This is a genomic window from Streptomyces sp. bgisy159 (genome assembly GCF_965341775.1).
Classification (GTDB): Bacteria; Actinomycetota; Actinomycetes; order Streptomycetales; family Streptomycetaceae; genus Streptomyces.
This window is the reverse complement of record NZ_CBDQZH010000003.1, coordinates 134,894-154,271: the sequence shown is the minus strand read 5'-3', so window position 1 is coordinate 154,271 and position 19,378 is coordinate 134,894. Positions and strand designations below refer to the sequence as shown.

The window sequence follows — 19,378 nt, the reverse complement described above, 5'->3', positions numbered from 1 at the left end:
ACGCGTCGTACGCGGCCCCTCGCCCTTCCGGGCGGGGGGCCGTTGCCGTACAGTCGCCGCGCTGATGGCTGACGGTACGTCAGGAGGCGGTGGCATGCGGCTCGGTGTGGCACTCGGGTACTGGGGACGCGGGCCCGACCCGGGGCACGTGGAACTCGCGCGGGAGGCGGAACGGCTGGGGTACTCCTCGGTGTGGACGGCCGAGTCCTGGGGGTCGGACGCGTTCACCCCGCTGACCTGGATCGCCGCCCACACCTCGACGATCGGGCTGGGTACGGCCGTCGCGCAGATGGCGGCCCGCTCCCCGGTGGCCACCGCGATGCACGCGCTCACCCTGGACCACCTCTCGGGCGGGCGGCTGACGCTGGGGCTCGGGCTGTCCGGGCCGCAGGTGGTGGAGGGCTGGTACGGGCGGCCGTTCCCGGCGTCGCCGCTGACCGCCACCCGCGAGTACGTGGAGGTCGTACGGCAGGTGCTGCGGCGGGCGGGGCCGGTGGAGGTGGCCGGGCGGTTCCACGCGCATCCGTACCGCGGGCCGGACGGGACGGGGCTGGGCCGGCCGCTGAAGTCCGTCACGCACCCGCTGCGGCCGGACCTGCCGGTGCTGCTCGGCGCGGAGGGGCCGCGCAACGTGGCGCAGACGGCCGCGATCGCCGACGGCTGGCTGCCGCTGTACTGGTCGCCGAGCAGGCCGGACGCGTACGGGCCGGCGGTCGCGGACCTGCCGGACGGCTTCCGGGTGGCGCCGATGGCCCGGGTGAAGGTGTGCGACGACGTCACGGAGGGGCTGCTGCCGGTGAAGGCGATGCTCGGCTTCTACATCGGCGGCATGGGGCACGCCACCCGCAACTTCCACGCCGACCTCATGGCCCGCATGGGGTACGAGGAGGAGGCGCGGCGGATCCAGGAGCTGTTCCTCGCCGGGCGCCGGCAGGAGGCGGTCCGGGCCGTCCCGGACACGTTCGCGGACGAGATCTCCCTGGTGGGCCCGCGCGGGCGGGTGGCGGAGCGGCTGGAGCGGTGGCGCGGGGGCCCGGTGACCGATCTGCTGGCGCTCGCCCCGGACCCCCACACGCTGCGGGTGCTGGCCGAGCTCAACGGCTGAGCGCGGCCGGCGCGCGAAGGCGGACCCCAACTCCGGCCGGGTGCACGGCATATCGTCGTACGGAGGTGTTTCGAACGGCTTCCCCGGGTCACCCGGTGGGCATGTCCCCTCGGTATCGCACCGGTTCGAATCCTCTCGGCAGGGCCGTCGCGGCCGTCGCCGACGTCATGGCCCTGATCCTGGGCCTGTGGATCCTGTTGTACCTGCTGGACGCGAACCGCGCGAACGACTTCGTGCGGTTCGTGCACGACATGGCCGACTGGCTGGCGGGCTGGTCCCGTGACCTGTTCACGTTCGACGAGGCGTGGGCCAGGGTCGTCATGGGCTACGGACTGGCGGCCGTCGTCTACCTGTTCGTCGGGCACGCCCTCGCCAACGCGCTGAGCCGCCGTTCCTGGTGACCGGCTCGCCGGCCGCCCGGTCGGCGGGTCAGCGGGTCAGCGGCAGCAGTCCGGGTCCAGGCCCGTCGGCAGCTGTTCGCCGCCGAACACCGCGCAGGTGGCCTCGTGGCCGCCCAGGGCGGCCACGGCCAGCAGCAGGGAGCCCGCCGTCCAGGTGGTCAGTTCACGCGGCCAGACCGCCTCGTCGTCGAAGACGTAGCCCGTCCAGTACAGGCCCGACTCGGCGTCCCGCAGGTGCTGGATGGACTGCAGGATCTCCAGCGCCCGGTCGGACTCGCCCATCGCCCAGAGCGCCAGGGCGAGTTCGGCGGACTCGCCGCCGGTCACCCACGGGTTGGGCACCACGCACCGCACCCCGAACCCGGGCACGACGAAGCGGTCCCAGCCCTCCTCGATCCGGGCCTTGGCCTCCGCGCCGGTGAGCGCGCCGCCCAGCACCGGGTAGTACCAGTCCATCGAGTAGCGGTCCTTGTCCAGGAACCGCTCGGGGTGGCGCCGGATCGCGTGCCGCAGGGCACCGGCGGCCAGTTCCCAGTCGGGCTGCGGCTCCTCACGCTGCTCGGCGACGGCGAGCGCGCACCGCAGGGCGTGGTGGATCGAGGAGGAGCCGGTCAGCAGCGCGTCGGTGGCCGCCGTGCCGTCGTCGTCGCGCCGCCAGCCGATCTGCCCGCCGGGCCGCTGGAGGCGCAGCACGTACTCCACGGCCGCGTACACGGTCGGCCACATGCGGTCCAGGAACGTGTCGTCCCCGGTGGACAGGTAGTGGTGCCACACCCCGACGGCCACGTAGGCGACGAAGTTGGTCTCGCGTCCGGTGTCGGTGACGTCGTCGTGGGCGCCGTCCGCGTAGGCCGCGTACCAGGAGCCGTCCTCGTGCTGGTGGCGCGCCAGCCAGTCGTACGCCCGCTCGGCGGCCGCGTGCTCGCCGGCCGCGTCCAGGGCCATCGCGGCCTCGGTGTGGTCCCACGGGTCCAGGTGGTGGCCGCGGAACCAGGGGATCGCCCCGTCGTCCCGCTGCACGGCGAGGATGCCGCGCACGGTGGCGGCGGCCTGCTCGGCGGTGAGCACGCCGGGCAGGACCAGGTGCTCGGTGCGGGGGGTGGTCACCGGGCGTCCGCCTCTTCGGCGAGGCGCGGCAGGTGCGGCTTGGTCGCGTAGACGACGAAGCTCTTGCCGATCAGCGGGTTCAGCGCCTGCTCGGCGACGCGCGTCGCCAGCGGCTTCTTCATGATGTCCCAGACCAGCAGCTTGTGGTAGGCGCGCACCGGCAGCGCCTTGTCGTTGTCCACGCCGAACGCGCACTTCAGCCACCAGTAGGGCGAGTGCAGGGCGTGGGCGTGGTGGCTGCCGTAGGGCTTGAGTCCGGCCTCGCGGATCTTCCCGACCAGCTCGTCCGCCCGGTAGATGCGGATGTGGCCGCCCTCGACCTCGTGGTAGGCGTCGGAGAGGGCCCAGCAGACCTTCTCGGGGCCGTAACGGGGCACGGTGACGGCGATGCGCCCGCCGGGCTTCAGCACGCGCACCATCTCGGCGAGTACGCCCTTGTCGTCGGGGATGTGCTCCATCACCTCGGAGATGATGACGACGTCGAACGACTCGTCGGGGAAGGGCAGCGCGAGCGCGTTCCCCTCCATGGCGGTGGCGGTGGCGCCCTCGGGGGCCTCGCCGGCCTCCTTCATCGCCGCGAACCACTTGGCGACCTCGCGGATCTCCTCGCCGTTCTGGTCGAGCGCCACGACCTGGGCGCCGCGCCGGTAGCACTCGAACGCGTGCCGTCCGGCGCCGCAGCCGAGGTCCAGGACGCGGTCGCCCGGGGCGAGCGGGAACCGGGAGAAGTCGACGGTCAGCACGTGGCCCTGCTTTCGGGGGTCGATACGGCGGGTGCGGCGGCGGAGGTCGTCGAGCGGCCCGGGGCCGTGCCGGGGGCGGCGGTTCCCCCGCCCGGGCGCCCGCGGGCGTCGGAGCGGGCGATGGCCTCGCGGTAGCGGGCCACGGTGCCCTCGGCGGCGCGGGCCCAGGTGAAGTTCCGCAGCACCCGCTCGCGCCCGGCCGCGCCGAGCCGCGCGCGCAGCTCCGGGTCGCCGAACAGCCGCAGCAGGGCGGCGGCCAGCGCTCCCGGGTCGCCCGGCGGTACCGCCAGACAGGTCTCCCCGTCCCGCCCGGCCACCTCGGGGATGGCCCCGCCGGTGGTGGCGACCAGCGGGGTGCCCGCGGCCATGGCCTCGGCCGCCGGGAGGGAGAAGCCCTCGTAGAGGGAGGGCACGCAGGCGGCCTCCGCGGAGCGGACCAGGTCGACCAGTTCGGCGTCGGAGATGCCCTTGACGAACTCCACGGCGCCTTCGAGGCCGTACCGCTCCACGGCCTGGGCGACCGGTCCCTCGGTGGGACGCTTGCCGACGACGACGAGGTGCGCGGCGGGCTGCTCGGTGCGGACCTTGGCCAGTGCCTCGACGAGGAAGACGAGCCCCTTGAGCGGCACGTCGGCGCTGGAGGTGGTGACGATCCTGCCCGGCACGACGGGCACCGACGGGTCGGGCGCGAACAGGTCGGTGTCGGTGCCGATGTGCACGACGTGGACACGGTCGTCGCGGACGCCCAGGTGGTCGACGATCTCCTGCCGGGAGGTGCCGGAGACGGTGAGCACGGACGGCAGCCTGCGCGCGACGCGCTTCTGCATCCGGGTGAAGGCGTACCAGCGCCGCACGGAGTAGCGCCGCTGCCAGGTCCCCGCGGCGTCCAGCTCCAGCTGCCGGTCGACGGTGATGGGGTGGTGGATGGTGGTGACGAGGGGGGCGCCGATGTCGCCCAGCAGCCCGTAGCCGAGTGTCTGGTTGTCGTGCACCACGTCGAACTCGCCCCGCCGCGCCCGCAGATGGCGCCGGGCGCGCAGCGAGAAGGTCAGCGGCTCGGGGAAGCCGCCGGTCCACATGGTCGCGACTTCCAGGGCGTCGATCCAGTCGCGGTACTCGTCACGCTTCGGGGTGCGGAAGGGGTCCGGCTGGCGGTACAGGTCGAGGCTGGGCAGCTCGGTCAGGGTGAGCCCGGGGTGGCCCTCGTCGAGGACGGGGTACGGCTGGGCGCCGATGACCTCGACCCGGTGGCCGAGGCGGGCCAGCTCGCGCGAGAGGTGCCGTACGTAGACGCCCTGCCCGCCGCAGAACGGGTTCCCCTTGTAGCTCAGAAGCGCGATGTCGAGCGGTCGCTCACCGTCAGCCGCCATGTCCTTCCCGGACCGGGCCCGACTGGCCTCAGCGGTCACTCCGGGCCCCCTTCTGCCTGCACTGTCCCGCGAGACTACGACGGGACGCTAACCTAGAACAAGTTTCAGACTTGATCGTTCGGGAGGCTCTGAATCTACCGGCAGGTAGGGGCACTGTGGCCAGTGGATCAGGTGATTCACGCCACGGCCGGAGGCCCCGTCACGCCGGTGTGATCATCAGCGCTCACCGACTGTCACGGATCGGGATCATGCCTGCGGAAACCAGTGGTGCGCGTCCGTCCCCCACGCTCGGCTACACGCCCGCGGGGGCGTCCCCGGCGCCGCCCCTCACCGAGCGGCAGGAGGCCCGGCGCCGCCGCATCCTGCACGCGAGCGCGCAACTGGCCAGCCGGGGCGGCTTCGACGCGGTGCAGATGCGGGAGGTGGCGGAGTCCTCCCAGGTCGCCCTGGGCACCCTGTACCGCTACTTCCCCTCCAAGGTGCACCTGCTGGTCGCCACCATGCAGGACCAGTTGGAGCGCATGCACGGCACGCTGCGCAAGAAGCCCCCGGCGGGCGACACGGCCGCCGAGCGGGTGGCGGAGACCCTGATGCGGGCCTTCCGCGCGCTGCAGCGCGAGCCGCACCTCGCCGACGCCATGGTGCGCGCCCTGACCTTCGCGGACCGCAGCGTGAGCCCCGAGGTGGACCAGGTCTCCCGGCAGACCACGGCGATCATCCTGGACGCGATGGGCCGGGAGAACCCGACCCCGCAGCAGCTGTCCGCGGTCCGCGTCATCGAGCACACCTGGCACTCGGCCCTGATCACCTGGCTCTCGGGACGCGCCTCCATCGCCCAGGTGAAGATCGACATCGAGACGGTGTGCCGGCTGATCGACCTGACGGAGGTCAGGGAGCGGGAGTAGCGGTCTCCTCGCAGCGCATCCGTCCGCCGATGACCATCAGGCCCGTGAAGTCCCCGGACAGGATCTGCTCCTCGATCGGCCGGGTCCCGCTCGCGGCCTCCTTCGAGGTGGCTCCGGCGAGGATCTGCAGGTGCCAGCCGTCCTTGTCCACGAGCCAGGACACGCCGTCCTCGTCCTCGTCGGGGCTCTCCGCCCGCCACCCGCGCTTCTGCAGCTCGGCGACCACCCGCGCGGCGGCCTTCCGGTCCGGTGCGGCCGGGGTGCGTGATCCCGCGGCCACCTGGCAGGGGCGGGCCCGCATGGCCGGGGAGCCGGCGTCGGCGAACGCCGGCTCGGGGAAGCCGCCCGCCGCGGCGGCGGCCCGGACGTCCTCCTGCACGGCGGCGGCCGTGACACCCCCGGACTCCGCCGCCGCGCTCGCGGCCGGCGCGGAACCGCTCGCCCCGGGCGCCGCCGTACCGCCGCCTCCGCCACACCCCGCCAGGACCGCCGTCGCGGCGGCCACGGCCACCACGGCCCCCTTCACGCGCATACGCCCCCCGCCCCTCGTGGATCACGGATGCCGGGCCGCAGTCTCGCACGGGACCCGGCGGGCGCGCGGAAGGTCAGCAGAAGGGCACGGGACGCGGCAGGCGCACAGAAGGGACCTACGAGACGGGTTCCCTGCGCCGGCATGGTCCGGATCAGGTTCCGGGGGTCGCCGTTCGGCCCGACTGCTGCCGTTCGGCCTCTCAGCCCGACCGTCGCCGTCGGCCTCGGCGGAAACCTGGTGGTCTCTCGCCCAAGTCGGCTACTCCGGTTGGACTCCCTCACTCGCCTCGTAGGCCAATTCCAGAATAGAACGCCACGAAGAGGATGAAACCCCCCAGAAGGGATTTTTTACTCTTCCGGCGGGAACACCGCCTCCCCGCTGCCCAGCAGCGTGATCGTGATGGCCTCCACGGGGCAGTTCTCCGCCGCTTCCAGCACCCGCTCGTCGGCGTCGGTGTCCGGCTCGACCGGCCGGGACTGGCGGGCCGCGTCGAGACGGAAGCCGTCCGCCGCGCGGTGGACGCACTGGCCCGAGCCGATGCACAGGGAGCGGTCGACCTCCACGTGCCAGCGGTCGCCCATCCGGCTACGCCCCCGCCGGCAGGTGGATCATCTTGTGCTCCAGGTACTCGCCGTACCCCTCGGGCCCGAACTCCCGCCCCAGCCCGCTGTTCTTGTAGCCGCCGAACGGGCCCAGCATGTCGAGGCTGAAGGTGTTGACGGAGTAGGTGCCGGTGCGCACCTGCCGGGCGATCCCGATGCCGCGCTCGACGTCGGCCGTCCAGACGCTGCCGCTCAGCCCGTAGTCGGAGTCGTTGGCGATCCTCACGGCCTCGGCCTCGTCGCGGTAGGGCAGCAGGCAGATCACCGGGCCGAAGATCTCCTCGCGGGCTATCCGCATGGAGTTGTCGACGTCGCCGAAGAGGGTGGGCTCGACGTACCAGCCCCGCTCCAGACCCGCCGGACGCCCGCCGCCGGTGAGGATCTTGGCGCCCTCCTCCTGCCCGATCCGGATGTAGTCGAGGTTGCGCCGCTGCTGGCGCCGGGCCACCAGCGGGCCGACCTGGGTCGCCGGGTCCAGCGGGTCGCCGACCACGAGCGCGCTCGCCGCCGCCGCGAACGCGTCGGCGAACTCGTCGTAGCGCGAGCGCGGGACGAGGATGCGGGTCTGGGCCACGCACGCCTGGCCGTTGTTCATCCAGGCCGCCGGGACGATGCCGGCGACCGCCGTGGCCGCGTCCGCGTCGGGGAGCACCACGGCCGCCGACTTGCCGCCCAGCTCCAGGGTGACCCGGGTGAGGTGGCGGGCGGCGACCTCCATGACCCGCTTGCCGGCCGCGACCGACCCGGTGAAGGAGACCTTGTCCACGCCGGGGTGCCCGACCAGGTACTCGCTGACCTCACGGTCGGCCGGGAGGACCGACAGAACCCCCTGCGGCAGCCCCGCCTCGGCCGCGATCTCCGCGAGGAGGTAGGCGTCCAGCGGCGACTCCGGCGACGGCTTGAGGACGACCGCGCACCCGGTCAGCAGCGCGGGCGCGAGCTTGGCGGCGGCCACGAACTGCGGGACGTTCCAGGGCACGACGGCCGCGACGACCCCGACGGGCTCCCGGCGCACGAGGATCGGCCCGAGCACCCCGGCGCGCCGCTCCTCGTAGGTGAAGTCCCGGGCGACGGTGATCGCCGCGTCCCAGACCATCATCGCGCCGAGCGCCTGGGCGAGGACGCTCCAGGAGTACGGGGAGCCGTTCTCGGCGGAGATCACCCGGGCGATCTCCTCGTGGCGGGCGGCGATCCCGTCCTTGATGCGTGTGACGACGGCGATCCGCTCCTCCAACGGAAGCCGCGGCCAGGGCCCTTCGTCGAAGGCGCGGCGGGCCGCCTCGACCGCCCGGTCGACGTCGGCCGGCGAGGCGTGCGGCACCCGGCCGATGACCTCCTCGGTGTGCGGCGACACCACCTCGATGACGTCCCGGCCGAGAGGGTCGGTCAACTCCCCGCCGATGAACAGCTGTCCGTGTTCCCTGAGCTCGGTCATGGCCGACTGCCTCCCGGAGCCATGTGCCTGACGAACCGTCAGGCCACCTTTCTGGAACAGATACCAGTTCCGCACCAAGGAGTCCACGGACGGGAGGGCGACAGGCGGCCGACGGACGGGTGACGGACGGACCCGTATGCGTCGAGCCTCCTGTCGAAACGCGTTCTAGTTATAGTGACCGTACGCGGCGCGGCGATTGGGGAGTCCATGGCACAGGTGTACGACCACGGCGGCGGCGTCCGGTCCGTCCGGGTCCCCATCCCGGACAACCCGCTCGGCCACACCCTGGTCCACGTCGTCGACACCGACCGTGGCCCGGTGCTCATCGACACCGGATGGGACGACCCCACCGCCTGGGACACCCTCACCGAGGGCCTGCGGGCCTGCGGCACCGACGTCGCCGAGCTGTACGGCGTGGTCGTCACCCACCACCACCCCGACCACCACGGGCTGTCCGGCCGGGTGCGGGAGGCGTCCGGCGCCTGGCTGGCGATGCACCCGGCGGACCTGGCCGTCGTCCGGCGGACGCGGGAGACCCGCCCGGAGCGCTGGTTCGCGTACATGGCGGAGAAGCTGACGGCGGCCGGCGCCCCCGAGGAGCACGTGGCACCCCTGCGCGGCGCCGGGCACGGCCGCACACTGCCCGGCCTCTCCCCCGCCCTGCCGGACCGCGAGATCACCCCCGGCGAACTCCTCGACCTCCCGGGCCGCCGGCTGCGCGCGGTGTGGACCCCGGGCCACACGCCGGGCCACGTCTGCCTGCACCTGGAGGAGGAGCACCCCGGCGGACTCCCGGGCCACGGGCGGCTGTTCTCCGGCGACCACCTGCTGCCGGGGATCAGCCCGCACATCGGCCTGTACGAGGACCCCGACGACACCGCCGTCACCGACCCCCTCGGCGACTACCTGGACTCCCTGGAGCGCGTCGGCCGCCTCGCCCCCGCCGAGATCCTCCCGGCCCACCAGCACCCCTTCACCGACGCCCCGGCCCGGGTGCGGGAACTGCTCGCCCATCACGAGGAGCGCCTCACCGGCCTGCACGCCCTGCTGACCGCCCCGCTCACCCCGTGGCAGCTCGCCGAGCGCATGGCGTGGAACCGGCCCTGGCCCGACATCCCGTACGCCTCGCGCACCATCGCCGTGGCGGAGGCGGAGGCCCATCTGCGCCGGCTGGTGAAGTCGGGGCGCGCTGAGGCGGTGCCGGGGAGCGATCCGGTGGCGTACGCCGCCGTGTAGGCGGCCCGCCAGGTCACGGAAAGGTCGCCGGGACGCGGGGGCCCTCCGGGCCCGGTCTACCGCCCGGTACAGTAGCGGCGTCGTCATCACACCCGTACGGGGGGAAGCCGGTGCAATTCCGGCGCTGACCCGCAACCGTGAGCCGTCCCCGGACGGTGAGCCGGACTGCCCCGCGCGGACGTGACCGGCTCACGTGCGTCGGCGTCCGCCGCCGCACGGCAGGCACCGTCGAGGTCTACGGAGCCGAGCCGCCCGGGGTGTCCCGCGCTGCCCGGCTCCCCCTAGGGAGAGGCACCCGCCGATCATGAACGTCCGCCGCACCACCGCGGCGCTGGCCGCAGCCATCGCCGTGATCGGCGCCGCCACGCCCGCCGTCGCCGCCCCGCCGTCCCCGACCCCGTCGGTGGTGATACCCGACGGCCTGTACGGCCTGGCCGACCCGACGTACGACGGTGTGTGGCGCCAGTCGTACGCTCTGCTCGCGCAGCACGCCGTCGGTGTCGTCCCGGCCGACGAGGCGGTCGGCTGGCTGGCCGGCCAGCAGTGCGCCGACGGTTCCTTCCCCGCCTTCCGCGTCGACCCGGCGAAGCCCTGCGACGCCAAGGTGACGGTCGACACCAACAGCACCGCCGCCGCGGTCCAGGCGCTCGCCGCGCTCGGCGGCCATCGCACCGCCACCGACAAGGCCGTCACCTGGCTGAGGTCGGTCCAGAACAAGGACGGCGGCTGGGGCTACATGCCCGGCGGCCCCAGCGACACCAACTCGACGTCCGTGGTGATCGGCGCCCTCGACGCAGCCGGCCTGAAGCCGGGACAGGTCCGCAAGGACGGCAAGTCCCCCCACGACGCCCTGCTGACGTTCGCCCTGCCGTGCGACGGCTCCACGGACGCGGGATCCTTCGCCTACCAGCCGGACAAGAGCGGCAAGCTCGCCGCCAACGCCGACGCCACGGCGGCGGCCGTCCTCGGCGGGTTCGGCGCGACGCTCGCCGGACAGCGCCCCGCGCAGCCGCTGACGGGCGTGCCGGCCTGCGAGAAGACCACCGACCCGGCGCACGCCGCCCGCAACGCCGCCGCCTACCTGGCCCGCACCCTGGACAAGGACCACCACCTGGTCTCCACCCTCCCCGGCGCCGAGAACCAGCCCGACTTCGGCAACACCGCCGACGCCGCCCTCGCCCTCGCCACGGCCGGCCTGCGGACCGAGGCCACCGCCACCCTGGGCTGGCTGAAGGCCAACTCCGAGGCGTGGGCCGACATGACCGGCCCGGCGGCCTACGCGCAGCTGATCCTGACGTCCCTGGCGACCGGGGCCGACCCGCACGACTTCGGCGGCGCCGACCTGGTGGAGCGGCTGAACAAGAGCGGCCCGGCCCCCAAGTCCGTGCCGGCCCCGTCGTCCGCAGCGTCCGCGTCCGCCTCCCCCGCCTCCGCGGCGGCGGACCGCGACGACGAGGGCCTGGGCGCGGGCGCCGTCACGGGCATCGTCCTGCTGGTCCTGATCGCGGCCGGCGGCGCCGTCCTGGTGGTCCGGTCCCGGAAGCGGCAGGCGTGACCCGCCGCCGCCCCGGGGCCGCCCCGCCGGCACCGGCGGCCCTGACGCGCCGCCGTGCCGCGCTCGCCCTGTCGGCGGTCCTGGCCGCCCTGCTCCTGCCGCTGCCCACCGCGGGTACGGCCGGGGCGGCGACCGGCTACCGCTACTGGTCCTACTGGACCCACGACGCCCAGGGCTGGACGTACGCCACCGAGGGCCCCGCGACCGCGCGCCCCGCCGACGGTGACGTGCAGGGCTTCCGGTTCGCGGTCAGCGAGGACTCCGCGGACGCGGACCGGCCCCGGGGAGCGGCCGCCTTCGGGCCGATCTGCGCGGGCACCCCGGCCCAGGACGGCATGAAGCGCGTCGCGCTGGTCATCGACTTCGGCACGGCGGCCGACGCCCCGTCCGGCGAGAGCCCGCCCGCCCCGCGCACGGCCTGCGCGCGGGTGCGTGAGGACGCCTCCGCCGCCGAGGCCCTGGCGGCGGAGGCCAAGCCGCTGCGCTACGACGCCAACGCCCTGCTCTGCGCCATCGCGGGCTACCCCGCGAAGGGCTGCGGGGAACAGGTCTCGGTGGGGAAGCCGCAGGAGTCGCGGAAGCCCGAGGGCTCACCGACGGCGCAGAGCGAGGCCGCCGGGCAGGACTCCGACACCGGCGGCACCCTCCTCGGGCTGCTCGCCGGCGTCGGCGCCGTCGTCCTCGTCGCCGCGGCGACCCTGTGGCAGGTCAGGCGACGCCGCGATGCGTGAGCGCGCGGCCGTGCACCCCGGCGCCTGGTGGCTCTGGGCGCTGGGGCTCGGCACCGCCGCCACCCGCACCACCAACCCCCTGCTGCTCGGCCTCCTCGTCGCCGTCTCCGGCTATGTGGTGGCCGCCCGCCGCCCCGACGCGCCCTGGGCCCGCTCCTACGGCGCGTTCGTCCGGCTGGCGCTCGCCGTGATCGCCGTCCGCGTGCTGTTCGCGGTGGTCCTCGGCTCCCCGATCCCGGGCACCCACATCCTGCTCACGCTCCCCGAAGTCCCGCTGCCCGACTGGGCGAAGGGCATCCGCCTGGGCGGCCGGGTGACCGCCGAGGGGGTCCTCTTCGCCGCCTACGACGGTGCGAAGCTGGCCGCGCTGCTGATCTGCGTCGGCGCCGCGAACGCCCTCGCCAGCCCGTCCCGCCTGCTGAAGGCGCTGCCCGGCGCCCTGTACGAGACGGGCGTGGCCGTCGTCGTGGCGCTCACCTTCGCCCCGAACCTGATCGCGGACGTCCACCGGCTGCGCGCCGCCCGCCGGCTGCGGGGCCGCCCCGACCGCGGTGTCCGGGGCCTGCTGCACGTCGGACTGCCGGTGCTGGAGGGGGCGTTGGAGCGTTCGGTGGCGCTGGCCGCCGCGATGGACTCCCGCGGCTACGGGCGGACCGCGCGGGTCCCGGCCGCGGTCCGCCGTACGACCGCCGCTCTCACCCTCGCCGGGCTGCTCGGGGTGTGCGCGGGGACGTACGGGCTGCTGACCGCCGAGGGCGCCGGGTACGGGATGCCGGTGCTGCTGGCCGGGGTCGCGGCCGCGCTGGCCGGGCTCCGGCTCGGTGGCCGCCGTACGCCGCGCACCCGGTACCGGCCCGACCGCTGGGGTCCGCCGGCCTGGCTGGTGGCCGGCTCGGGCGCGGCGGTGGCCGCGCTGCTGGCGCTGGCCGCCGACCGGGACCCGGCGGCGCTGCGTCCCGGTGTGGTCCCGCTGGTGGCCCCCGAGTTCCCGCTGTGGCCGGCCGCGGCCGTCCTGCTGGGCCTGCTGCCCGCCTTCGTGACCCCGCCCCCGTCCCCGCCCTCTTCCCCTGTCCCGTCCCCCTCCCCCGCCGTCGCCGCCGAGGAGCCGCAGTGATCCGCTTCGAGGATGTCTCCGTGACGTACGAAGGGGCGCCCGGACCCGCCGTCCGGGGCCTCGGCTTCGAGGTGCCGGAGGGTGAACTGGTGCTGCTGGTCGGCCCGTCGGGGGTCGGCAAGTCGACGGTGCTCGGCGCGGTGAGCGGGCTGGTCCCGCACTTCACCGGCGGCACCCTGCGCGGACGGGTCACGGTCGCCGGCCGCGACACCCGCACCCACAAGCCGCGTGACCTCGCCGACGTGGTGGGGACCGTCGGCCAGGACCCGCTGTCCCACTTCGTCACGGACACGGTGGAGGAGGAACTCGCCTACGGCATGGAGTCGTTGGGCCTGCCGCCGGAGGTGATGCGCCGCCGTGTGGAGGAGACCCTGGACCTGTTGGGCCTGGCCGGCCTGCGGGACCGTCCACTGGCCACGCTCTCCGGCGGCCAGCAGCAGCGGGTCGCGATCGGCTCGGTGCTCACGGCCCACCCGAGCGTCCTCGTCCTCGACGAGCCGACCTCCGCGCTCGACCCGGCGGCCGCCGAGGAGGTCCTCGCGGTGCTCCAGCGCCTGGTCCACGACCTCGGTACGACGGTCCTGATGGCCGAGCACCGCCTGGAACGGGTCGTCCACTACGCCGACCAGGTGCTCCTGCTGCCCGGCCCGGGAGCGGCCCCGGTCCTCGGAACCCCGGCCGAGGTGATGACCGTCTCCCCGGTGTTCCCGCCGGTGGTGGAGCTGGGCCGCCTCGCCGGCTGGTCCCCGCTGCCCCTGACCGTCCGCGATGCCCGGCGCCGGGCGGGTGACCTGCGGGAACGCCTGAGCGGGCGGGAGGGGAGCGGCGGCGCGCCGACCGCTTCGGGCGCGGGGGCCCCGGCAGTACCGGCGTCCCGGGCGGGGTCTGCCCGTGCGTCCCGGGTGGGGCCGACGTCCGGGGTGGAGCCGGTGTCCCAGGCGGAGCCGACCGCCCAGGCGGAGCCGGCCTCCCAGGCGGGGCCGGCCTCCCAGGCGGGGCCGGCCCAGGTGGGGCCGGCGCTCCCGCGCGCACTCCGGCGGCTGTTCGGACGCCGGGCCGCCGGGGCCGAGCCGGTCGCCGGGGGCGCCGAGGTCGCCCAGGTCGCCGAGGTCCGTTCGCTGGCCGTCCGGCGGGGCCGGGTACAGGCGCTGCGGCGGGTCGACCTGACCGTGTCCGTCGGCGAGACGGTCGCGCTGATGGGGCGCAACGGGGCGGGGAAGTCGACGCTGCTGTCGGCGCTGGTCGGCCTGGTCGAGCCGGCCTCCGGCACGGTCCGTGCCGCGGGTGCCGTCCCGCACCGCACGGCCCCCCGCGAGCTGGTGCGCCGGGTCGGCCTGGTCCCTCAGGAGCCGCGCGACCTGCTGTACGCCGACACGGTCGCCGCCGAGTGCGCGCAGGCCGACCGGGACGCCGGGGCCGCGCCCGGCACCTGCCGGGCTCTGGTGTCGGAGCTGCTGCCCGGGGTCGCCGACGACCTCCACCCGCGCGATCTGTCGGAGGGCCAGCGGCTGTCGCTCGCCCTCGCGGTCGTCCTGACGGCCCGCCCGCCGCTGCTCCTGCTCGACGAGCCGACCCGCGGCCTGGACTACGCGGCCAAGGCCCGCCTGGTGTCCCACCTGCGGGCGCTGGCCGCCGAGGGCCACGCCGTCGTGCTGGCCACGCACGACGTGGAACTCGCCGCCGAGCTGGCCCAGCGGGTGGTGCTGCTGGCGGAGGGCGAGGTGATCGCCGACGGTCCGGCCGCCGAGGTGGTGGTCTCCTCCCCGTCCTTCGCACCCCAGGTGGCGAAGATCCTCGCCCCGCTGAAGTGGCTGACGGTGACCGAGGTGAAGGCGGCCCTCACATGACACGCCACCCCGTGCGACCCGAGCCGGACCGCCCCACCGCGTCCCAGCCGACCCCGCCCGAACCGGACCGCCCCACCGCATCCGAGCGAACCCCGCTCCACGCGCCCGGACGGCCCGGCATCTCCCAGCCGACCCCTCACCCGACGCCGAAGCCGACCCCGGCCGCACCGACGGACCCCCCGCAACCCCCGGCACCCGAGCCACCCCGCTCCACGCCCTCCGAAGACGCACACTCCACGACACCCGCCCCGGACCGCCCCACGACGCCCCGGCCGACCCCGCCCGGACCGGACCGCCCCGCGGATCCCGAACCGGCCCGGCGCACGGCGCACCCCGTGGCCCCGCGGACGGCTCCGGGCGCGGCAGCCCCGGGGGACGCCGGAGGCCGGCGCCGGGTCCGTGCCGTGCGGCTGGGGGCACGGTCCGTGGTCACGCTGGGGCTGGTCAGCGCGGTCGGGGTGGCGGCGCTGACCTGGCCTTTCTTCGCGCCGCCCGACTCGTCGGCGGTGGCCCACGCGCAGGACGCGCCCTGGCTCTTCGCGGGGCTGCTGGTGCTGCTGGTCGCGGTGGTGGCGGCGACCATCGCCGAGTCCGGGATGGGCCCGAAGGCGGTCGCGATGCTCGGTGTGCTGGCGGCGACCGGCGCCGCGCTGCGCCCGATCGGCGCGGGGACGGCCGGTCTGGAGCCGATGTTCTTCCTGATGGTGCTCAGCGGCCGGGTCCTCGGCCCGGGCTTCGGCTACGTCCTCGGCTGCGTGACGATGTTCGCGTCCGCGCTGCTCACGGGCGGGGTCGGCCCCTGGCTGCCGTACCAGATGCTGTGCATGGGCTGGTTCACCATGGGCGCGGGTCTGCTGCCGGGCCCGGAGCGGCTGCGCGGCCGGGGCGAGGTGCTGATGCTCGCGGGCTACGGGTTCCTGGCCGCCTTCGCGTACGGCACGGCCATGAACATGCAGGGCTGGCCGTTCCTGTCCGCCGACAGCACGACCATCGCGTTCGACCCGGACGCCGGACCGGCCGCGAACCTGGCCCGCTTCCTCGCGTACTGCCTGGCCACCTCCCTCGGCTGGGACCTCGGCCGGGCGGTCTGCACGGTGCTGCTGACCCTGGCCGTCGGCCCCGCCGTGCTGAAGGCGCTGCGGCGGGCCACCCGGCGGGCGGCCTTCGAGACGCCGGTCACCTTCACCCCTCACGAGGACCCCGCGCACCCTCCGGCCACGGTGAAGCACCCCACATGACCCACGTCACCCACTACACACCTTAGTAGGGCATTCCGGACATCATGCCCACACCAAAAGGGCCTCCGACCTGGCCTTTGAGACCCAGGTCACAGAGGCCGTCGGCTCTCCGCATGCGACCACAACTAGTACAAGGGGTATTTGCCAGCCCATTTCGGGCCTGCTTCTCTGGATGACGTCGCACGGCGCCGACGAGCCCCCCGGGCCTCGGCGCCGACGCACGCCGGCAGCACCGCCCCCGCGGCGCGGCCCGCCCGCGACAGCACCGTCCCCGAAGAAAAAGGTTCTCCGTGTCGTTCTCCGTCATCCGCCGCGTCGCCTCCGCCCCCAAGAAGGTCCTCACCACCGCCGCCGTGGTCACCGCCACCGCCGGCATGGCGCTGGCCGCGGCCCCCGCCCACGCCGCCCCGGCGTCCGCGGACTCGGCCGGCCAGGCCAAGGCGATCGCGAAGAAGATGATCCCGAACGCGGCGCAGTACAACGCCTTTTCCAAGATCGTCGAGCACGAGAGCGGCTGGGACGTCGACGCCGTCAACGCCTCCTCCGGCGCCTACGGCCTCGTCCAGGCCCTCCCCGGCTCCAAGATGGCCTCCGCCGGCTCGGACTGGAAGACCAACGCCGCCACCCAGATCAAGTGGGGCCTCGACTACATGAACTCCCGCTACGGCAGCCCGGTCGGCGCCTGGAACTTCTGGCAGGCCCACCACTGGTACTGAGCCGTACCCACCCCCCGCACCGCACCGTAGGCGGCGACCCCGGCACCCGGGGCCGCCGCCTTCGGCGTACACCGCGGCTACGCCGTCACCCGCAGCTCCTTGATCCCGTTGATCCACGCCGACCGCAGCCGCCGCGGCTCCGCCGCCGCACGGATGTCCGGCAGGGCGTCGGCGACGGCGTTGAAGATCAGGTCGATCTCCAGCACGGCGAGGGACTTGCCCAGGCAGAAGTGGGGCCCTCCCCCGCCGAAACCGAGGTGCGGATTGGGGTCCCGGGTGATGTCGAAGGCGTCGGGTTCCTCGAACACCTCGGGATCGTGGTTGGCGGAGGCGTAGAAGAGCCCGACACGGTCACCCTTCCTGATCCGCGCACCCCCCAGTTCGGTGTCCTGGGTGGCGGTGCGCTGGAAGGAGACGACCGGCGTGGCCCACCGCACGATCTCCTCGGCGGTCGTGGCCGGCCGCTCCCTCTTGTACAGCTCCCACTGCTCGGGGTGGGTGAGGAAGGCGTGCATGCCGTGGGTGATGGCGTTGCGGGTCGTCTCGTTGCCGGCGACGGCCAGCATCAGCACGAAGAACCCGAACTCGTCGGAGTTCAGATTGCCCTCGTGCTCGGCGGCGACGAGGGTACTGACGATGTCCTCGGCCGGGCACCGCTTCCGCTCGGCGGCCATGTTCATGGCGTAGGCGATGATCTCGGCCGCGGAACGCGCGCCGACCTCCTCGGTGATGGCGTACTCGGGGTCGTCGTAGGCGATCATCTTGTTGGACCAGTCGAAGATCTTCGCCCGGTCGTCCTGGGGTACGCCGATCAGCTCCGCGATGGCCTGAAGCGGCAGCTCGCAGGCGACCTCGGTGACGAAGTCGAAGGGCCCCGAGCGGCGGCGCGCCCCGTCCACGATGGCGCCGGCCCGCTCCCGCAACCGCCCCTCCAGCGCCCGGACGGAACGGGGCGTGAAGCCGCGCTGCACGATCTGCCGCACCCGGGTGTGCTCCGGCGGGTCCATGTTCAGCAGGATCAGCCGCTGCGCCTCGATGGTCGCGCGCTCGATGTGCTGGTTGAAGCGGATGATCGCGGTGTTGAGGCTGGAGGAGAACAGCTCGGGGTGCGTGGAGACGTACCGGACGTCGGCGTGCCGGCTCACCGCCCAGTACCCCTCGTCGTCGAAGCCGGCGATGCGCCCCGACTGCGGGATCCAGCACACGGGCTCCGCCCGGCGCAGCTCGGCGAACTCGGGCAGGGGCACGCGGTGATGCAGCAGGTCGGGGTCGGTGAAGTCGAACCCGTCGGGAAGCGCCGGACAGGGCATGGGCAGCTCCAGCCAGGGGGCACCAGGGAGTATGTGAACTGACGGTCTATCAGAAACAGGTTGCGGCGAAGGTAGTTGAGGGCGCCGAAGGCTGCAAGACCCTTGCGGTGAGCGACGTCACATCAGCAGACTGCAACAGGAACTAGAACACGTACTAGTTCCGCCTGCTGGAGCCGCCCCCCGGAAGGATCCGCACCCATGGCCGCCGAACCCGTGATCGTGGAAGCCGTCCGCACCCCCATCGGCAAGCGCTCAGGCGCGCTGGCCAACCTCCACCCCGCCTACCTCCTCGGCGAGACCTACCGCGAGTTGCTGGACCGCACCGGCATCCCCGCCGACGCCGTCGAGCAGGTCGTCGGCGGCACGGTGACCCACGCCGGCGAACAGTCCATGAACCCCGCCCGCACGGCCTGGCTGACCGTGGGCCTGCCCTACGAGACGGCCGCGACCACGGTCGACTGCCAGTGCGGCTCCTCGCAGCAGGCCTCCCACATGACCGCCAACATGATCGCGGCGGGTGTCATCGACGTCGGCATCTCCTGCGGTGTGGAGGCGATGTCCCGGGTGCCGCTGGGCTCCGGCTCCAAGCACGGCCCCGGCAAGCCGTTCCCCGACGAGTGGAACGTGGACCTCCCCAACCAGTTCGAGGCGGCGGAGCGCATCGCCCGCAAACGGGGCCTGACACGCGAGGACGTGGACCGGCTCGGCCTGCTGTCGCAGGAGCGGGCGGCGGCGGCCTGGGCGGAGGAGCGCTTCAAACGCGAGACGTTCGCGGTCCAGGTCCCCACCACGGAGGACGAACAGCGCGCCGGCCAGGGCATGTGGCGTCTGGTGGACCGCGACGAGGGCCTGCGGGACACCTCGCTCGACGCCCTGTCCGGCCTGAAGCCCATCATGCCGACCGCCGTGCACACCGCCGGCAACTCCTCGCAGATCTCGGACGGCGCGGCGGCCATCATGTGGGCCTCCAAGCGCATGGCGCGGGCCCTGAAGCTCAAGCCCCGGGCCCGCATAGTCGCCCAGGTCCTCACCGGCGCCGACCCCCACTACCACCTCGACGGCCCCATCGACGCGACCAACGCCGTCCTCGGCAAGGCGGGCATGACCCTGAAGGACATCGACCTGGTCGAGATCAACGAGGCGTTCGCGTCCGTCGTCCTGAGCTGGGCCCGGGTCTTCGACCAGGACCTCGACAAGGTCAACGTCAACGGCGGCGCCATCGCCCTGGGCCACCCGGTCGGCGCGACGGGCGCCCGCCTCATCACCACGGCCCTCCACGAACTGGAGCGCACGGACAAGGAATTCGCCCTGATCACGATGTGCGCGGGGGGCGCCCTGGCTACGGGGACGATCATCCAGCGGCTCTGACCGGCTCGCGCCGGCGAGGGCTCCCCCAGGAAGAGGGACACCCGCCGGCGCTGTGCCGCTCCG

The 19,378-nt window shown here is 74.2% G+C and carries 18 protein-coding genes; 11 read left to right on the top strand and 7 right to left on the bottom strand.

The features are described 5' to 3' along the window. The first annotated feature begins 94 nt into the window (after window positions 1-94). Together ACSLTV_RS04630 and ACSLTV_RS04625 are read left to right on the top strand one after the other, a co-directional pair. The gene (locus ACSLTV_RS04630) at window positions 95-1,105 is read left to right on the top strand and encodes an LLM class F420-dependent oxidoreductase (protein WP_432155812.1); all 1,011 of its coding nucleotides are present in this window, start codon (window positions 95-97) and stop codon (window positions 1,103-1,105) included. Window positions 1,106-1,206: 101 nt separating this feature from the next. Then, on the top strand, window positions 1,207-1,506 hold the full coding sequence (locus ACSLTV_RS04625; protein ID WP_432137706.1) for a hypothetical protein: 300 nt from the start codon (window positions 1,207-1,209) through the stop codon (window positions 1,504-1,506). Between the two features lie 36 nt (window positions 1,507-1,542). Here the strand turns inward: ACSLTV_RS04625 and ACSLTV_RS04620 are convergent, their stop codons facing one another. Genes ACSLTV_RS04620 through ACSLTV_RS04610 form a run of 3 tightly spaced genes read right to left on the bottom strand, consistent with a single transcriptional unit; the run spans window position 1,543 to window position 4,765 of the window. Continuing rightward, window positions 1,543-2,613, bottom strand: coding sequence for a prenyltransferase (locus ACSLTV_RS04620; protein WP_432137705.1), 1,071 nt, complete (start codon window positions 2,611-2,613; stop codon window positions 1,543-1,545). Continuing rightward, entirely contained in the window at window positions 2,610-3,356 is a 747-nt protein-coding gene (locus tag ACSLTV_RS04615; protein WP_432137704.1) for a class I SAM-dependent methyltransferase, read from the bottom strand. Before ACSLTV_RS04615 ends, ACSLTV_RS04620 begins: the two co-directional genes overlap by 4 nt. After that, a complete protein-coding gene (locus ACSLTV_RS04610) occupies window positions 3,350-4,765 on the bottom strand; it encodes a glycosyltransferase family 4 protein (protein ID WP_432155804.1) in 1,416 nt (471 codons plus the stop codon). The genes ACSLTV_RS04615 and ACSLTV_RS04610 overlap by 7 nt, the downstream gene beginning before the upstream one ends. 209 nt (window positions 4,766-4,974) lie before the next feature. Here ACSLTV_RS04610 and ACSLTV_RS04605 point away from each other — a divergent pair, with 209 nt between their 5' ends. Next, window positions 4,975-5,631 (top strand): TetR family transcriptional regulator, encoded by a 657-nt coding sequence (locus ACSLTV_RS04605; RefSeq protein ID WP_432137702.1) that lies wholly within the window; start codon window positions 4,975-4,977, stop codon window positions 5,629-5,631. Here ACSLTV_RS04605 and ACSLTV_RS04600 read toward each other — a convergent pair. The 3 genes from ACSLTV_RS04600 to ACSLTV_RS04590 form a co-directional block, all read right to left on the bottom strand. Beyond that, the gene (locus ACSLTV_RS04600) at window positions 5,615-6,163 is read right to left on the bottom strand and encodes a hypothetical protein (RefSeq protein ID WP_432137701.1); all 549 of its coding nucleotides are present in this window, start codon (window positions 6,161-6,163) and stop codon (window positions 5,615-5,617) included. The genes ACSLTV_RS04605 and ACSLTV_RS04600 overlap by 17 nt on opposite strands. A 347-nt stretch (window positions 6,164-6,510) precedes the next feature. Next, a complete protein-coding gene (locus ACSLTV_RS04595; protein WP_432137700.1) occupies window positions 6,511-6,744 on the bottom strand; it encodes a ferredoxin in 234 nt (77 codons plus the stop codon). Window positions 6,745-6,748: 4 nt separating this feature from the next. Beyond that, entirely contained in the window at window positions 6,749-8,200 is a 1,452-nt protein-coding gene (locus tag ACSLTV_RS04590) for an aldehyde dehydrogenase (protein WP_435611670.1), read from the bottom strand. 207 nt (window positions 8,201-8,407) lie between these two features. On the opposite strand from ACSLTV_RS04590, the gene ACSLTV_RS04585 reads away from it, so the two are divergent. From ACSLTV_RS04585 to ACSLTV_RS04555, 7 genes are all read left to right on the top strand, one after another. Further along, window positions 8,408-9,436 (top strand): MBL fold metallo-hydrolase, encoded by a 1,029-nt coding sequence (locus tag ACSLTV_RS04585; protein ID WP_435611669.1) that lies wholly within the window; start codon window positions 8,408-8,410, stop codon window positions 9,434-9,436. Between the two features lie 304 nt (window positions 9,437-9,740). Further along, complete coding sequence (locus ACSLTV_RS04580; protein ID WP_435611668.1) at window positions 9,741-10,991, top strand: prenyltransferase/squalene oxidase repeat-containing protein; 1,251 nt, start codon at window positions 9,741-9,743, stop codon at window positions 10,989-10,991. A 41-nt stretch (window positions 10,992-11,032) separates the two neighbouring features. Beyond that, the gene (locus tag ACSLTV_RS04575) at window positions 11,033-11,722 is read left to right on the top strand and encodes an SCO2322 family protein (RefSeq protein ID WP_432155813.1); all 690 of its coding nucleotides are present in this window, start codon (window positions 11,033-11,035) and stop codon (window positions 11,720-11,722) included. Then, on the top strand, window positions 11,715-12,836 hold the full coding sequence (locus tag ACSLTV_RS04570) for an energy-coupling factor transporter transmembrane component T (protein WP_432137696.1): 1,122 nt from the start codon (window positions 11,715-11,717) through the stop codon (window positions 12,834-12,836). Before ACSLTV_RS04575 ends, ACSLTV_RS04570 begins: the two co-directional genes overlap by 8 nt. Next, window positions 12,833-14,683: an ATP-binding cassette domain-containing protein gene (locus tag ACSLTV_RS04565; RefSeq protein ID WP_435611667.1), complete on the top strand. Its 1,851-nt coding sequence runs from the start codon at window positions 12,833-12,835 to the stop codon at window positions 14,681-14,683. Before ACSLTV_RS04570 ends, ACSLTV_RS04565 begins: the two co-directional genes overlap by 4 nt. A gap of 335 nt (window positions 14,684-15,018) precedes the next feature. Next, window positions 15,019-15,921: an ECF transporter S component gene (locus ACSLTV_RS04560; RefSeq protein ID WP_435611666.1), complete on the top strand. Its 903-nt coding sequence runs from the start codon at window positions 15,019-15,021 to the stop codon at window positions 15,919-15,921. Between the two features lie 290 nt (window positions 15,922-16,211). Beyond that, a complete protein-coding gene (locus tag ACSLTV_RS04555; protein ID WP_432158961.1) occupies window positions 16,212-16,637 on the top strand; it encodes a transglycosylase SLT domain-containing protein in 426 nt (141 codons plus the stop codon). 77 nt (window positions 16,638-16,714) lie between these two features. On the opposite strand, the gene ACSLTV_RS04550 is transcribed toward ACSLTV_RS04555, so the two are convergent. Next, window positions 16,715-17,947, bottom strand: coding sequence for a cytochrome P450 (locus ACSLTV_RS04550; RefSeq protein ID WP_432137692.1), 1,233 nt, complete (start codon window positions 17,945-17,947; stop codon window positions 16,715-16,717). Between the two features lie 198 nt (window positions 17,948-18,145). Between ACSLTV_RS04550 and ACSLTV_RS04545 the strand changes: the two genes are divergently transcribed. Continuing rightward, window positions 18,146-19,315: a steroid 3-ketoacyl-CoA thiolase gene (locus ACSLTV_RS04545; protein ID WP_435611665.1), complete on the top strand. Its 1,170-nt coding sequence runs from the start codon at window positions 18,146-18,148 to the stop codon at window positions 19,313-19,315. The last annotated feature ends 63 nt before the right edge of the window (window positions 19,316-19,378 follow it).